Origin of the sequence: Nocardioides baculatus, from assembly GCF_016735675.1 — a bacterium.
GTDB classification, from domain to species: Bacteria; Actinomycetota; Actinomycetes; order Propionibacteriales; family Nocardioidaceae; genus Nocardioides; species Nocardioides baculatus.
Genome location: NZ_JAERSG010000004.1, coordinates 188,980 through 203,695 on the forward strand (window position 1 = coordinate 188,980; position 14,716 = coordinate 203,695).

13 protein-coding genes are annotated in these 14,716 nt (G+C 70.6%); 4 read left to right on the forward strand and 9 right to left on the reverse strand.

The window, feature by feature from the left end; genetic code table 11:
• Window positions 1-5: 5 nt before the first annotated feature.
• Window positions 6-887, reverse strand: a complete 882-nt coding sequence (gene sucD, locus JI751_RS14010) for a succinate--CoA ligase subunit alpha (protein ID WP_201937810.1) — start codon at window positions 885-887, stop codon at window positions 6-8.
• A 17-nt stretch (window positions 888-904) separates the two neighbouring features.
• Window positions 905-2,074, reverse strand: coding sequence for an ADP-forming succinate--CoA ligase subunit beta (gene sucC / locus JI751_RS14015; RefSeq protein WP_201937811.1), 1,170 nt, complete (start codon window positions 2,072-2,074; stop codon window positions 905-907).
• A 142-nt stretch (window positions 2,075-2,216) separates the two neighbouring features.
• Here sucC and JI751_RS14020 point away from each other — a divergent pair, with 142 nt between their 5' ends.
• Together JI751_RS14020 and JI751_RS14025 are read left to right on the forward strand one after the other, a co-directional pair.
• Window positions 2,217-3,548 carry a cryptochrome/photolyase family protein gene (locus tag JI751_RS14020; RefSeq protein WP_201937813.1) on the forward strand — a complete coding sequence of 444 codons (1,332 nt, stop codon included), beginning with the start codon at window positions 2,217-2,219 and terminating at the stop codon, window positions 3,546-3,548.
• Window positions 3,549-3,790: 242 nt separating this feature from the next.
• A complete protein-coding gene (locus JI751_RS14025) occupies window positions 3,791-4,507 on the forward strand; it encodes a M23 family metallopeptidase (RefSeq protein WP_201937815.1) in 717 nt (238 codons plus the stop codon).
• 39 nt (window positions 4,508-4,546) lie between these two features.
• Here the strand turns inward: JI751_RS14025 and pcrA are convergent, their stop codons facing one another.
• The 6 genes from pcrA to JI751_RS14055 form a co-directional block, all read right to left on the reverse strand.
• Complete coding sequence (gene pcrA / locus JI751_RS14030) at window positions 4,547-6,925, reverse strand: DNA helicase PcrA (RefSeq protein WP_201937822.1); 2,379 nt, start codon at window positions 6,923-6,925, stop codon at window positions 4,547-4,549.
• 37 nt (window positions 6,926-6,962) lie between these two features.
• Entirely contained in the window at window positions 6,963-7,316 is a 354-nt protein-coding gene (locus tag JI751_RS14035; RefSeq protein WP_201937823.1) for a hypothetical protein, read from the reverse strand.
• Window positions 7,317-7,343: 27 nt separating this feature from the next.
• Window positions 7,344-7,787 carry a universal stress protein gene (locus JI751_RS14040; RefSeq protein ID WP_201937824.1) on the reverse strand — a complete coding sequence of 148 codons (444 nt, stop codon included), beginning with the start codon at window positions 7,785-7,787 and terminating at the stop codon, window positions 7,344-7,346.
• 2 nt (window positions 7,788-7,789) lie between these two features.
• Window positions 7,790-9,220, reverse strand: a complete 1,431-nt coding sequence (locus JI751_RS14045; protein ID WP_201937825.1) for an APC family permease — start codon at window positions 9,218-9,220, stop codon at window positions 7,790-7,792.
• Between the two features lie 67 nt (window positions 9,221-9,287).
• A complete protein-coding gene (locus tag JI751_RS14050) occupies window positions 9,288-9,941 on the reverse strand; it encodes a LuxR C-terminal-related transcriptional regulator (protein ID WP_201937832.1) in 654 nt (217 codons plus the stop codon).
• Window positions 9,938-11,233, reverse strand: a complete 1,296-nt coding sequence (locus JI751_RS14055) for an ATP-binding protein (RefSeq protein WP_201937842.1) — start codon at window positions 11,231-11,233, stop codon at window positions 9,938-9,940. The genes JI751_RS14050 and JI751_RS14055 overlap by 4 nt, the downstream gene beginning before the upstream one ends.
• 157 nt (window positions 11,234-11,390) lie before the next feature.
• On the opposite strand from JI751_RS14055, the gene JI751_RS14060 reads away from it, so the two are divergent.
• Both JI751_RS14060 and JI751_RS14065 read left to right on the forward strand, forming a co-directional pair.
• Complete coding sequence (locus tag JI751_RS14060; protein WP_236666261.1) at window positions 11,391-12,659, forward strand: PspC domain-containing protein; 1,269 nt, start codon at window positions 11,391-11,393, stop codon at window positions 12,657-12,659.
• A gap of 11 nt (window positions 12,660-12,670) precedes the next feature.
• On the forward strand, window positions 12,671-12,955 hold the full coding sequence (locus tag JI751_RS14065) for a hypothetical protein (RefSeq protein ID WP_201937844.1): 285 nt from the start codon (window positions 12,671-12,673) through the stop codon (window positions 12,953-12,955).
• Here the strand turns inward: JI751_RS14065 and JI751_RS14070 are convergent.
• A complete protein-coding gene (locus JI751_RS14070; RefSeq protein ID WP_307814231.1) occupies window positions 12,952-14,640 on the reverse strand; it encodes an aminotransferase class V-fold PLP-dependent enzyme in 1,689 nt (562 codons plus the stop codon). The genes JI751_RS14065 and JI751_RS14070 overlap by 4 nt on opposite strands.
• Window positions 14,641-14,716: the final 76 nt, after the last annotated feature.

Genomic DNA, 14,716 nt, shown 5'->3' on the forward strand with positions numbered 1-14,716 from the left:
TTCGATCAGAGCGCCTGAAGGACCTCGCGCATCAGCGCGGCGGTCTCCGACGGCGTCTTGCCGACCTTGACCCCGGCGGCCTCGAGGGCCTCCTTCTTGGCCTGCGCGGTGCCCGACGAGCCCGACACGATGGCGCCGGCGTGGCCCATCGTCTTGCCCTCCGGGGCGGTGAAACCGGCGACGTAGCCGACGACCGGCTTCGTCACGTGGTCCTTGATGTAGGCCGCCGCACGCTCCTCGGCGTCGCCGCCGATCTCGCCGATCATGACGATCGCCTTCGTGTCGGGGTCGTTCTCGAAGGCCTCGAGCGCGTCGATGTGGGTGGTGCCGATGATCGGGTCACCACCGATGCCGATGGCGGTCGTGAAGCCGTAGTCCTTCAGCTCGAACATCATCTGGTAGGTCAGCGTGCCCGACTTCGAGACCAGGCCGACCGGGCCCTTGCCCGCGATCGTGTGCGGCGTGATGCCGGCCAGCGACTCGTCGGGCGTGATGATGCCCGGGCAGTTGGGGCCGATCATCCGGGTGGACTTGCCCTCGAGGTAGGCGACGACCTCGGCGGTGTCGAGGACGGGGACGCCCTCGGTGATCACGACGAGGAGCGGGATCTCGGCGTCGATGGCCTCGATGCAGGCGTCCTTGGTGAAGGCGGGCGGCACGAAGGCGACCGAGACGTTGGCGCCGGTCTCCTTCATGGCCTCCTCGACGGTGCCGAAGACCGGCAGCTCCTGGCCGCCGAGCTCGACCGTCGTACCGGCCTTGCGGGCGTTGACGCCGCCGACGATGTTGGCGCCCGACTCGACCATGAGGGTGGTGTGCTTCGCGCCCATCCCGCCCGTCATGCCCTGGACGATGATCTTGGAGTCCTTGTTGAGGTAGATGCTCATCTTCTCAGTTCTCTCTCTCAGGCCTGGTGGGCGAGCTCGGCGGCCTTGTCGGCCGCGCCGTCCATCGTGTCGACCTGGGTGACCAGCGGGTGGTTGAGCTCGTCGAGGATCGCGCGACCCTTGTCGACGTTGTTGCCGTCGAGGCGTACGACGAGCGGCTTGGTGGCGCTGTCGCCGAGGATCTCGAGCGCGCCCTTGATGCCGTTGGCGACCTCGTCGCAGGCGGTGATGCCGCCGAAGACGTTGACGAAGACGCTCTTGACCTGCTCGTCGTTGAGGATCACGTCGAGGCCGTCGGCCATCACCTGGGCGTTGGCGCCGCCACCGATGTCGAGGAAGTTGGCCGGCTTCACGCCGCCGTGCGCCTCACCGGCGTACGCGACGACGTCGAGGGTGCTCATCACGAGGCCCGCGCCGTTGCCGATGATGCCGACCTGGCCGTCGAGCTTGACGTAGTTGAGGCCCTTGTCCTTGGCCTTCGACTCGAGCGCGTCGGCCTCCTCGCGGATCTCGAACTGCGCGTGGTCGGGGTGACGCACCTCGGAGGCGTTCTCGTCGAGCGAGACCTTGCCGTCGAGCGCCTCGAGCTTGTCGCCCTCGAGGCGGGCCAGCGGGTTGACCTCCACCAGGGTGGCGTCCTCCTCGACGTAGACCTTCCAGAGGTTCTGCACCATCTCGATGGCCTGGTCGCGCAGCTCGGCGGGGAACTTGGCCTCGTCGACGATCGCGGCGGCCTTCTCGGGCGTGACGCCCTCGAGCGCGTTGATCGGGATCTGCTTCACGGCGTCGGGGTTGGTCTTGGCGACCTCCTCGATCTCCACGCCGCCCTCGACCGAGGCGATGCACAGGTGCGAGCGGTTGGAGCGGTCGAGCAGGAACGAGAAGTAGTACTCCTCGACCGGCGGCGTCGCCGGCGTGACCAGGACGCGGTTGACGCGCAGGCCCTTGATCTCCATCCCGAGGATGTCGCGGGCGTAGGACTCGGCCTCGTCGGCGGTCTTCGCGATCTTCACGCCGCCCGCCTTGCCGCGGCCGCCGGCCTTGACCTGCGCCTTGACGACCGTGACTCCGCCCATCTCCTCGGCGGCTGCGCGAGCGGCCTCGGGGGTCTCGGCGACCACACCCAACGTCGTTGCGACTCCGTGCTTGGCGAAGAGCTCCTTCGCCTGGAATTCCATCAGGTCCACGAGGTGACCGATCCTTTTCGTCTTGCGAACAGTGGCGGGTTTTCCCTCTCGGCACCCTAGACCCGTCGGGCGGGTCTCCACGAGGCCGGGTGAGCGTGGTGGTGGTCACCCCCTGTCTGCGCGCCGGGCTACCTTGAACCGCATGTCCTCCACGTCCAGGCCGAGCTCGGCAGTCATGTGGTTCCGGCGCGACCTGCGGGTGCGCGACAACCCGGCGCTCCTCGCGGCGCTCGAGGAGGGCACGACCACGGCGCTCTTCGTCGTCGACCCCGCGATCTGGTCCGGGGCGGGTGCGGCGCGGCGGGCATGGCTCGCGGCCAACGTGCTCGCGCTCGCCGAGAGGATCCCGCTCACCGTCCACCACGGCGACCCGCGCGAGGTCGTCCCCCGCGTCGCCGACGGTCGCCGCGTGCACGTGTCGGCGGAGACGACGCCCTACGGCCGCCGCCGCGACGAGGCGGTCGGTGAGCAGGTCGAGCTGGTCGCCACCGGGTCGCCGTACGCCGTGGGGCCGGGGCGGGTGCGCAACGGCAGCGGCAACCCCTACCAGGTGTTCACCGCCTTCGCCCGGGGCTGGCGCGAGCACGGGTGGCCCGAGCCGGCCGCCACGCCCCGCTCCCCCGACCTCGCGCCCGCCGACTCCCACAAGCGGGCTCTCGACATGCTGGAGAAGGCGGTGGCCGACGCGCCGTTCGAGCTGCCCGGGGCCGGCGAGGACGCCGCGTGGCGTCGCTGGCGCTCGTTCCGCGACGAGGGCCTCCGGTCCTACTCCGACGAGCGCAACCGGCCCGACCACGACGGCACCTCGCGCCTCTCGCCCTACCTCCACCTCGGCGTCCTGCACCCGCGCTCGCTGCTGGCCGACATCGACACCCGGTCGACCTACGCCAACGAGATCGCGTGGCGCGAGTTCTACGCCGACGTGCTCTGGCACGAGCCCGCGTCGGCGTGGACCGACCTCAAGCCGGCCCTGAAGGGGATGCGCTACGACGAGCCCGAGGACGCGATCGAGGCGTGGCGCACGGGGACGACGGGCTTCCCGATCGTCGACGCGGGGATGCGCCAGCTGCTCCACTCCGGCTGGATGCACAACCGGGTCCGGATGATCACCGCCTCCTTCCTCACCAAGGACCTCCACGTGTGGTGGCCGGTCGGCGCGCGGCACTTCCTCGACCTGCTGATCGACGGCGACGTGGCGTCCAACAACCACGGCTGGCAGTGGGTCGCGGGCACCGGGACGGACGCCTCGCCCTACTTCCGCGTCTTCAACCCGATCACCCAGGGGATGAAGTTCGACCCGCAGGGCGACTACGTACGCCGCTGGGTCCCCGAGCTCGCCCACCTGCCCGGCAAGGCGGCCCACGAGCCGTGGAAGTCCGACGTGGGCTACGAGAAGGACTACCCGCTCCGCATCGTCGATCACGCCGACGAACGGGTCGAAGCCCTCGAGCGCTACCAGGCCGCACGCTCCTGACCTGCAGCTATGCACGAATTTTGCCGTCGATGTCCTTTTCCGTGATCTATCCGTTACAGTCGTGCGCGGTCTTGCCGACCTCAAACCCCCCTGATGACGACCCGGCAGATTGGTGACTATTTCCTATGGGCAACCACCGAGCGGAGCGCGCTCCCAAGCGACGCACCCCCTCGGCAGCGGAAGCACCCCTGATCGGAAAGCGTCGAGCGACCACGCCGACCCGCCGTTCGGTGCTGCGGAGCGTGCCGTCCCTGCCTCTCGTGGCCGGGGTCGCCGTGCTCGCCATCTCCGCAGGTGGCGCCGTCACCGCATCGGGCGCGGGTGTCACCGCGCTGACCTCGTCGGGCTCCTCGCTCGACGCCCAGGGCTCGATCGGCTCCGTCGCCGGCCAGGCGCTCTCGCGCCGCGGCGCCGTCGTCAGCCGCAGCGGTAGCCGCGACTCCACCGGTGAGGAGACCGACCCCGAGCTGGTCGCCCTCGCCGAGAAGCAGATGGCCGAGCGCGAGGCCAAGCTCGCCGAGATCCGCAAGGCCGCCGAGAAGCAGGCGGCGAAGATCAAGGAGAACAAGTGGCTCCTGCCGCTTGACGTCTACCAGATCACCGCGACCTTCGGTCAGTACGGCCTCTGGGCCAGCTACCACACCGGCCTGGACTTCAACGGCAACACCGGCGACCCGATCCACGCCATCGCCAACGGCACGGTCACCTCGACCGGCTACGACGGCGCCTACGGCAACAAGACCGTCGTCACCCTCGATGACGGCACCGAGATCTGGTACTGCCACCAGACGACGATCTACGTCTCCGTCGGCGAGCGGGTCTACGGCGGCGACACCATCGGCACCGTCGGCGCCACCGGCAACGTCACCGGCTCCCACCTCCACCTCGAGGTCCGCCCCGGCGGCGGTGGCCCGGTCGACCCCTTCCAGGCCTTCGTCCAGCACGGCATCGTCCCCTGACCTGGGGCTCGCCCCTGCTCGTCCGCCGTCGGCGGTCCCTCAGAGCTTCTCGACCGGGGCGTAGCGGAGCAGCAGGCGCTTGACGCCCTCGGAGCCGAAGTCGATCGAGGCGACGGACTTCTCGGCGACCCCGTCCACGGCGACGACGGTGCCCATGCCGAAGGAGTCGTGCACGACACGGTCGCCGGGCGAGAGGCTCGGGATGTCGCGGGCCGGCTTGGCCTTGGAGGCGGCGTCGGCGCGGAGCGCGGCTGAGGAGAAGTTGCGGCGCCCCGCGTCGGTGGGGGTGCCGAGGCGGGTGGAGCCGCCGGCGTGGTCGGCCCGGCCCCAGCGCGTCTGCTCGGCGGCCGTACGGCGCCAGTCGACGAGGTCGACGGGGAGCTCGTCCAGGAACCGGCTGGCGGGGTTGTGGCTGGGCGCGCCCCACGCGGACCGGACGAGGGCGCGGGAGACGTAGAGGCGCTTCTCGGCGCGGGTCAGGCCGACGTAGGCCAGCCGGCGCTCCTCCTCGAGCTCGGGCTGGTCGCCGAGGGACCTCTGGTGCGGGAAGACGCCGTCCTCGAGTCCGGTGAGGAAGACGACGGGGAACTCGAGCCCCTTCGCCGTGTGGAGCGTCATCAGCGTCACCACCCCCGAGTCGTCGCCGTCGGGCGCGTCGGGGATCTGGTCGGCGTCGGCCACGAGGGCGACCCGCTCGAGGAAGTCGCCCAGCCCGACCGAGACGGTCCCGGCCTCGACCTCGGCGGGGTCGGCGCTCGGACCGGGCTGCGGGTCCTCGGCGAACTCGCGGGCGACGGCGACGAGCTCGGCGAGGTTCTCCACGCGGGTCCCGTCCTGGGGGTCGTCGCTGGCCTCGAGCTCGGTGAGCATGCCCGAGCGCTCGAGCACCGACTCCAGGATCACGTCGGGGCGCTCGTCGGCCTCGACCATCGACTGGAGCTCCTGGACCATCGCGACGAAGGCCTCGATGTTCTTCAGGCTGCGGGTGGCGAGGCCCGGCGCCTCGGCGGCACGGGTCAGCGCCTCCCAGAAGGTGGTCCGGTCGCGCTCGGCGAGCGCGGCGATGCACGCCTCGGCGCGCTCGCCGATGCCGCGCTTGGGGGTGTTGAGCACCCGCCGCAGCGAGATCTCGTCGGCGGTGTTGACCAGCATCCGGAGGTAGGCCAGGGCGTCACGGACCTCGCGCCGCTCGTAGAAGCGCACCCCGCCGACCACCTTGTAGGGCTGGCCGGTGCGGATGAACACCTCCTCGAAGACCCGCGACTGGGCGTTGGTGCGGTAGAACACGGCGACGTCAGCAGGGCGTACGCCGGCGTCGTCGACGAGCTGGTCGATCTCCTGGCTGACGAAGCGGGCCTCGTCGTGCTCGTCGTCGGAGACGTAGCCGACGATCCGCGAGCCCTCGCCGGCGTCGGTCCACAGCCGCTTGGGCTTGCGGCCCAAGTTGTTGCCGATGACCGAGTTCGCGGCGGTGAGGATCGTCTGCGTCGAGCGGTAGTTCTGCTCGAGCAGGATCGTCTGCGCGTTGGGGAAGTCCTGCTCGAAGTCCATGATGTTGCGGATGTCGGCGCCCCGGAACGCGTAGATCGACTGGTCGGCGTCGCCGACGACCATCAGCTCGCTGGGCTCCACGGACTCGTGGTGCTCCTCCTCCAGCGACTGGCCGCACAGCTGCTGGATCAGGCTGTACTGGGCGTGGTTGGTGTCCTGGTACTCGTCCACCAGCACGTGGCGGAAGCGCCGGCGGTAGTTCTCGCGGACGTCGGGGAAGGCCTGGAGCAGGTGGACCGTCGTCATGATCAGGTCGTCGAAGTCGAGCGCGTTGGCCTCGCGCAGCCGACGCTGGTAGTGGGTGTAGGCCCTGGCGTAGGCCTCCTCGAAGGAGTTGCGCGCCTCCTTGGCGGCGTCCTCGGCGTCGCGCAGCTCGTTCTTCTGGTCGGAGACCCAGTGGAGGACGGCGTTGGGCTGGTAGCGCTTCGGGTCGAGCTCGAGGTCGCGCAGGACCAGCGTCATCAGCCGCTTGGAGTCGGCGGCGTCGTAGATCGAGAAGTTGGACTTGAAGCCGACCCGGTCGATCTCCTTGCGGAGGATCCGCACGCACGAGGAGTGGAAGGTCGAGACCCACATGATCTTCGCGCGGTTGCCGACCAGGTCCTGGACGCGCTCCTTCATCTCGGCCGCGGCCTTGTTGGTGAAGGTGATGGCGAGGATCGAGCCGGGGTGGGCCTTGCGCTCGGAGATCAGCCAGGCGATGCGGCGGGTCAGCACCCGCGTCTTGCCCGAGCCGGCTCCGGCGACCACGAGCAGGGGCGCGCCGGAGTGGGTCACGGCCGCCCGCTGGGGGTCGTTGAGTCCTTCCAGGAGGGGGTGCTCGAGCAGGGCGGCCTGGGTCTGTTCGGAGGGGGTCGGAGGAGTCATCTCGGACCAACCCTATGCGGCCCCGGCGACAGAGGAGTCAGGCGTGCACAGGTGACCAGAACACGGCCACCGCGATGTTGACGAGGGTCAGGCCCAGCAGCGCGAAGTAGAGCCCCTGCGGGATGCTCGGCTTGCGCACGTTGACCATCACCAGCACCAGGATCACCAGCCCGATCGCGAACTTCACGCCGATCTTGGCGTGGTCGGGAGAGCCCAGGCTCTCCAGCACGCCGACGAGCAGCAGGCCGGCGAGGAACGCCGTGCCGATGCCGTCTCGCATGAGCGGGTTGACCGACTTGGTCCCCTCGCGCACCTGCACGAGGAGGCCGCCGAGCAGCGCCGCGTAGCCGAGGATGTGGACGAAGAGCAGCACCAGCCGCAGGGTCTCCATGGCGGACACCCTAGGGCGGTGCCGGCGCTACTTCTTCTTCCGGGGCGCGGGGCGTACGACGAGCACCGGGCAGGGTGCATAGTGCTGGACGCGCTGCGCGGTGCTGCCGACGAGGACGCCGTCGGTCAGGCCGCGACCACCGGACGCCACGACGACCAGCCCGGCGTCGTACTGCCTGGCGGCCTTGATGATCTCGTTGGCCGCCGAGCCGCTGCGGACCCGCTTGTGGACCTTCGGGCCCCAGCCGTCGAAAACGGCGGCGATGGTGTCGACCGCGCTCGAGGCGGCGTCGCGGAACGAGCCGTCGATCCTGCCCTCGGAGAGGTCGTCGGCGAAGGCGACCGAGGCGAGCGGCCGCACGACCGCGACCACCGAGATCTCGGTGACCTTGGTCGGGTCGGCGAAGGACTTGAGGTGCTTGGCGGCGGCGAGCGACTGGCGCGAACCGTCGGTGGCGACGATGACGTGCACGGTCAGACTCCCTTCACGTCGTCGAGGTCCGGGGTGTTCGAGCCGGTGCCCTTGGAGCCGAAGAGCTGCTCGGCGACGAACAGCACCCCGCCGATGGCGAGCAGCCCGGCGCACCAGATGAGCGAGTGCGGGTCGTCGTAGATGGTGAACCCGAGGATCGCGAGGTTGCCGATGAGGCCCACGAAGAGCAGCGGCCGGTTGGCGTGGAAGAACTCGTCGTGCTCGTCCTGCCCACCGAGCTTGAGGCAGGACACGATCACGAGGGCGTAGATGGCGAGCAGCAGGACCACGGTGACGGTCGCGAGGCGGCCGACCAGGTCGATCCCGCCGCCGGACGCGGTGACCGCGGTGCCGATGATCAGCAGCAGCCCGACCACGACGCCGCTGAAGATCAGGCCGACCCACGGGCTGCGTCGGGTCGGGTGGATCTTGGCGAAGATGCCGGGTACGACGTCCTCGCGGGCCATGCCGTAGAGGATCCGCGGCTGGGTGACGATCGTCACGAGCGTCGTGTTGGTGATCGCGACCAGCGCGATGATCGAGAAGATCGTCGCCATCAGGTCGGTGGAGAAGGGCAGGATGCCCGCCTTGACGACCTCGAGGAGCGCCGCGTCGGAGCCGGCCAGCGTGTCGACGGGGACGGTCAGCGCGGCAGCCATCGAGACGAGCACGTAGACGAGCCCGGCCACGATCATGCCGCCGACGAGCGAGCGCGGGAACGCCTTGTAGGGCTCGATGGTCTCCTCGGCGACGTTGACCGTGTTCTCGAAGCCGGTCATGGCGAAGAAGGAGAACGAGATGCCGGCGAGCACGGCCAGCGCGGGGCTGCTGTAGTCACCGCCGGTGTCGATCTTGGTCAGCACACCGAAGTCGGCGTTGCCCTGGGCGATGAAGACGATGCCGATGATCATCACGATGACCAGCCCGGCCGCCTCGACGAAGGTCATCAGCATGTTGATCACGACCGACTCGGTGATGCCGATGTAGTTGACCACCACGAGGATCGCGACGAAGACGAGCGAGACGAGCAGCGCGGGCGGTGCCGCCCACAGCTCGGAGAAGTAGGACGCGAACCCGGTCGCGAGCGAGCCGGAGGCGGCCATGCTCGCGGCGAGGAAGGAGACCGTGATGAGGAAGGTCAGCGGACGGCTGCCGAACGCCTTGTTGACGTAGAGCGAGGCGCCGGCCGCCTGGGGGTACTTCGTGACCAGCTCGGCGTAGGCCGCACCGGTGATCGCCGCGACCGCGACGCCGAGGGCGAAGGCGATCCAGAAGGCGCCACCGACCGCTGCGGCGACGAGGCCGATGAGGACGTAGATGCCCGATCCGAGCACGTCCCCGAGCGTGTAGAAGAAGAGCAGGCGCCCCGTGATGGAGCGCTTGAGCTCGCTGTCGTCCTCGTCGAGCCGAGAGTCTGTGACGGTGTCTGACATCCTCCGACCGTTTCGGTTCGGGTGGTCGTTGTCAAACCTCGCCCACCCGGACGGAGGGCGATCGGCGTCAGAGGAGGCGGCGGTCCGAGGCCCACTTCGTCAGCTCGTGACGACTCGAGAGCTGGAGCTTGCGCAGCACCGACGACATGTGGGTCTCGACGGTCTTCACCGAGATGAAGAGCTCCTTCGCGACCTCCTTGTAGGCGTAGCCGCGGGCGATCAGGCGCATCACCTCGCGCTCGCGCTCGGTGAGCCGGTCGAGGTCCTCGTCGACGGCCGCGACGTCGATCGACCCGGCGAACGCGTCGAGCACGAAGCCGGCCAGGCGCGGCGAGAACACCGCGTCTCCCCCGGCGACCCGGGTGATCGCGTCGACCAGCTCGGGGCCGGTGATCGTCTTGGTGACGTAGCCGCGCGCGCCGCCGCGGATGGTGCCGATGACGTCCTCGGCGGCGTCGGAGACCGACAGCGCGAGGTAGAGCGCGTCGGGCGACGGCTGGCGACGCATCACCTCGACGCCGCCGCCACCGGGCAGGTGGACGTCGAGCAGCACCACCTGGGGCCGGAGCTCGTGGACGGCTGCGATCGCGGAGTCGGCGTCGGCGGCCTCGCCGACCACCTCGACCACGCCGGCCCCCGCCGCGGCCAGCTCGGCGCGTACGCCTGCCCGGAACATGGCGTGGTCGTCGACCAGCACCACGCGGACGGGTGTGACAGTCATCGGTTCTCCTCGGCGTTGCTGCGGGCGGTGGCGGTGCGGGGCATGTGGAGCCGGACCTCGGTCCCCTCGCCGGGAGCAGAGCGTACGTCCGCACGGCCGCCGTGGCGGTCCATCCGGTCGACGATGCTGCTGCGGACTCCGTGGCGGTCGGTGGCGACGCCGCCGACGTCGAAGCCGGTGCCGCGGTCGCGGACGAACACGTCGACCGCGGAGTCGGAGGTCTCGGCGTAGACGTCGGCGCGCTGGGTGCCGGCGTGCTTGGCGACGTTGACGACCGCCTCGCGGGCGGCGTGCACGACGGGGCGCAGCTCCTCGTCGAGGGGACAGTCGCCGACGGTGACCACGTCGACGACGACGTCGTGCTGCGACTCGACGTCGGCGGCCATCTCCTTGAGGGCGCCGGCGAGCGTCGTCGAGTCGGAGGTGTCGGCCTCGAACAGCCACTGGCGCAGGTCGCGCTCCTGGGAGCGCGCGAGCCGGGCGACCATCGTCGAGTCGTGCGAGTTCTTCTGGATCAGGGCGAGGGTCTGGAGGACCGAGTCGTGGAGGTGCGCGGCCATGTCGGCGCGCTCCTGCGTGCGGACCCGCTCGGCGCGCTCGGCGCTGAGGTCGTTGACCAGCCGCAGGCCCCACGGCCCGACGACGATCGCCAGGCCGAGGAGGCCGAGGAGGCCGGCGACCAGCACCGGCACGGCGAACGTCGCCTTCCCCGCCGCCACCGCGAAGACGATCATCGCGGTGACGATCAGGCCCAGACCCGCGGCGATGCGGGCGTAGGCCGCCCAGCCGCCGTTGCCGAAGACCGCGCGGAAGGGATCGATCCGGCCGGTGGTGTCGGTCCAGCGCTCGCGCTGCGCCTCGTCGGCCTGGCGCCACAGCAGGGCGATGCCGGCGACGCCGAGGACGACCGGCCAGAACAGTGCGCCCTGGCCGAAGATGCCCTCCACGCCGAGCACCACGCCGAAGAAGAGGGCGCCGAGGGCGATCGCCGGCCCGGCGTCGCGGAGGCGGGAGCGACGGCGCGGGCGCTTCCCGGTCCGCGACGCGCTCTCCAGGCCGGGTGCGCTCGTCTCGAAGAACTGGTCGGCGGGCAGGAACATCCAGAGCCCGGCGTAGAGCATCAGGCCGAAGCCGCCGAGGAAGGCGGTCGCGACGAAGAACCCGCGCACCCACAGCACGGGGAGGGCCAGGTGCTTCGCCAGGCCGGAGGCGACGCCGCCGGCGATGGGCGCCGAGATGTCGCGGTAGGCCCGGCGGGACCGACCGGCTCGGGGCGCGTGTGGGTGGCTCATCGTGCCTCCATCGTCGCAGGCGGGCTGGGCCCGGACCATGAGGAGAGACCCCGACCCGACCCTGAGTCCGACCCCCGGGCCGGGACGGGCCGAACGGCCTTGCGAATCAGGGCTGTCCCCGATGGTGGTGGGCCGCGCGGGCGGCGAGAGTGGAGCCATGAACGACGCCGACCCCGCCGCTCCGAGCGAGCAGCCCACCCAGACACAGGCCCCGACGCCGACCACCGGTCCCCGCGTCAGCCGCGACGAGATGAAGGACCTCGGCCGCCTGCGCCGCAGCGTCACCGACCGGCACATCGCCGGCGTCGCCGGTGGCATCGCCCGCCACCTCGACATCGACGCGATCATCGTGCGCGTCGCCCTCGTCGTCGGGGTGTTCTTCGGCGGAGCCGGCCTCCTCCTCTACGTCGGCGCCTGGCTCCTCGTGCCCGAGGAGGGCACCGACGACGAGCCGCTCGGCCTCGACCGGCGCAGCCGCTCGATGGCCCTCGCGGGCGTCGGCATCCTCGCCCTCCTGGCCGCCGTCGGGGACTGGGCCGGCGCCTTCTGGTTCCCGTGGCCCGTCGCGATCGTGGCCGCCCTCGTGGTGTGGTTCCTGCACCGCAAGGAGAAGAACGGCTCGCGACCGCGCACCGGCTACGGCTACTCCGAGCCCAGCTTCGCCTCGACCACTGACGAGACCGCCTACGCGGAGACGTCGTACGCGCCGGGCGCCGGGTCGGCGTACGACCAGCCGACCTACCCCACCCACGGCCCGACCGACGCACCCGGGCACTGGGGGCAGTACGCCCAGGTGCCGCGCCGGCCGCGCAACCCGCGCAACCCGCGCAAGCGCGGACCCAAGCTGTTCCTCTTCACGCTCGCGCTGATCGCGCTGGCAGAGGGTGTCCTCGGCGTGGTCGACCTCGCTGGCATGCCGGTGGTCGACAGTGCCTACCCCGCGCTCGCCCTCGGGATCATCGCGCTCATGCTCATCCTCGGCTCCTTCTGGGGCCGAGCCGGAGGCCTGATCGCGCTCGGGCTCATCGCAGCGATCGCGACGGCCGGCTCCACGATCGGGAACAACTTCGACGAGGAGGACCGCTCCTACTCCCCGACCAGCGCGGGCGACGTGCAGGACCAGTACGACTTCGGCGGCGGCCGCTTCACCCTCGACCTCTCCGGGATCTCCGACGTCGACGCCCTCGACGGCCGTGACATCGCCATCGACGGGGTCGGTGGCCGCGTCGAGGTGATCGTGCCCGACGGCATGGACGTCGACGTGAGCACGCAGGTCGTCGGCGGCGACAGCCGCGTCTTCGACCAGCGCAGCGACGGGTTCGACATCACCCAGGACGGCTTCCTCGACGGCGGGGACGACGTGCCCGACATGTCCATCAACATCGACCTGGTCGCCGGCGAGATCATCGTCCGCGAAGCGGCCTGAGGAGCAGCGCCATGAGTGAGAACAGCAGCTACGACAGCTACGACAGCGACGTCCACGGGTACGAGGAGCCGATGGTCGGCCCGCTCGACGCCCCCGACAAGGACTCGGGCCTCCACCCCGTCAACATCACCCAGCTCGTCCTCGGCGTCGCCTTCGCCGGCATGGTGCTGGTCTGGGCCCTGGTCCAGGGCGACGTCGTCGGGACCGGCGAGCTCCGCTGGCTGATGCCGATCCCGTGGATCGCGGCCGGTGCCGCCGGGCTCGCCGCCACCGTGTGGCCGGGGCGTCGCGCCTAGCCCAGCGAGACGGCCGGCAGGGCGAACCACCGCAGGTCGTCGAAGTCGGCGCCGAGGTGGGCGGTGTCCGACCAGTCCGGAGGCGACGCGGCGGCCATGATCGCGCGGCCCTCGTCGAGGTGCTCCCGGAGCACCGAGACGGGGGCCGTCGTCGCGTGCGTCGGCCACTGCATGCTGCCGTCGTCGGCGTACGTCACGTGGGCCAGGCGCATCGGCGGCTCGACCGCCCCGGTGCGGTGGTGCCACAGCCCGGTCGTCGCGTCGAAGCGGTAGTCACCGAGCAGCCGCCACCCCTCGCGGGCGACGAGCCGGACGGCCTCGACGACGTAGGTGAACACCTCCTCGTCGACGAAGTAGTTGAAGTTCACCCGCACCCAGCCGGGCTTGATGCCCTCGCACCCGGTCGCGATCTGCGCCTCGAACTGGTGGCTGCGGTCGAGGTCGATGTCGAGCAGCCGGTGGCCGTAGGGACCGGCGCAGGAGCAGCCGCCGCGGGTCTGGATGCCGAAGAGGTCGTTGAGCAGCGCGACCACGTAGTTGTGGTGGAGGTAGCTGCCGTCGGGCGCCTTCACCACGAAGGACACGATCGAGAGCCGCTGCGAGTCGAGGTTGCCGAGGATCTGGATCGTCGGCTCGGCCACCCACGCCTCGACGGCGCGGTGGAGCATCTCCTCCTCGTGGGCCTGGATCGTCTCGACGCCGACCGCCTGCTTGAGCTGGAAGACCAGCCCAGCGCGGATCGACTCGACGATCGCCGGGGTGCCGCCCTCCTCACGGTGGGCCTTGTCGTCGAGGTAGCGGTGCTCCGTCGGGTTGACGTACATGACCGTGCCGCCACCGGGCACGACCGGCACCCGGTTGACCATCAGCTCCTTGCGCACGACGAGCACGCCGGGGGTGCCGGGGCCGCCGATGAACTTGTGGGGGCTGATGAAGATCGCGTCCTTGCGGGAGCTGCCGGGGCCGTACATCTCGATGTCGACGTAGGGCGCGCACGCGGCGAAGTCCCAGAAGCTCAGGGCACCGTGCTCGTGCAGCAGGTCGGCGACGCCCTCGGTGTCGGTGACGATGCCGGTGACGTTGGAGGCGGCCGAGAAGGAGCCGATCTTGAGCGGGCGGTCGGCGTGGCGCTCGAGCTCCTCGCGGAGGTGGTCGAGGGAGACCCGGCCGTCGGCGTCCTCGTGGATGGTCACGACGTCGGCGATCGTCTCGCGCCAGCTGACCTCGTTGGAGTGGTGCTCGAAGGGGCCGATGAAGACGGCCGGCCGCTCCTCCATGGGGATCGCCGAGCTCAGGTCGTAGCGGTCGTCGAGGCCGGCCGGGACCCGCAGGCCGAGGATGCCGATGAGCTTGTCGATCGCGGCGGTGCTGCCCGACCCGCAGAACACGACGACGGTCTCGTCGTCCCCGCCGACCGCGTCGCGGATGATCCGGCGCGCGTCCTCGCGCAGCCGCGTGGTCTGGAGCCCGGTGCCGCTCGCCTCGGTGTGCGTGTTGGCGTAGGCCGGCAGCACCTCGTGGCGGATGAAGTCCTCGATGAAGCTCAGGCTGCGTCCCGACGCGGTGTAGTCGGCGTACGTCACCCGGCGCGGGCCGTAGGGGCCGTGCATGACCTGGTCGTCACCGATCACGGACGCGCGGATCTGCTCGAGGAGGGCGGTCGAGGCGGGGGTGTCGCGTGTCACGACCCGAGGGTACGCCGGTGCAAGGCCGTGCCTGTCACCCTGCGCGGGGCACCGAGGTCTTACGGATCGGTGACGA

What these genes read in the sequence shown, in the direction of transcription:
- sucD (WP_201937810.1), bottom strand. Translation starts at nt 887, where the DNA reads ATGAGCATCTACCTCAACAAGGACTCCAAGATCATCGTCCAGGGCATG.
- JI751_RS14020 (WP_201937813.1), top strand. Translation starts at nt 2,217, where the DNA reads ATGTCCTCCACGTCCAGGCCGAGCTCGGCAGTCATGTGGTTCCGGCGC.
- pcrA (WP_201937822.1), bottom strand. Translation starts at nt 6,925, where the DNA reads ATGACTCCTCCGACCCCCTCCGAACAGACCCAGGCCGCCCTGCTCGAG.
- JI751_RS14035 (WP_201937823.1), bottom strand. Translation starts at nt 7,316, where the DNA reads ATGGAGACCCTGCGGCTGGTGCTGCTCTTCGTCCACATCCTCGGCTAC.
- JI751_RS14045 (WP_201937825.1), bottom strand. Translation starts at nt 9,220, where the DNA reads ATGTCAGACACCGTCACAGACTCTCGGCTCGACGAGGACGACAGCGAG.
- JI751_RS14050 (WP_201937832.1), bottom strand. Translation starts at nt 9,941, where the DNA reads ATGACTGTCACACCCGTCCGCGTGGTGCTGGTCGACGACCACGCCATG.
- JI751_RS14055 (WP_201937842.1), bottom strand. Translation starts at nt 11,233, where the DNA reads ATGAGCCACCCACACGCGCCCCGAGCCGGTCGGTCCCGCCGGGCCTAC.
- JI751_RS14060 (WP_236666261.1), top strand. Translation starts at nt 11,391, where the DNA reads ATGAACGACGCCGACCCCGCCGCTCCGAGCGAGCAGCCCACCCAGACA.
- JI751_RS14065 (WP_201937844.1), top strand. Translation starts at nt 12,671, where the DNA reads ATGAGTGAGAACAGCAGCTACGACAGCTACGACAGCGACGTCCACGGG.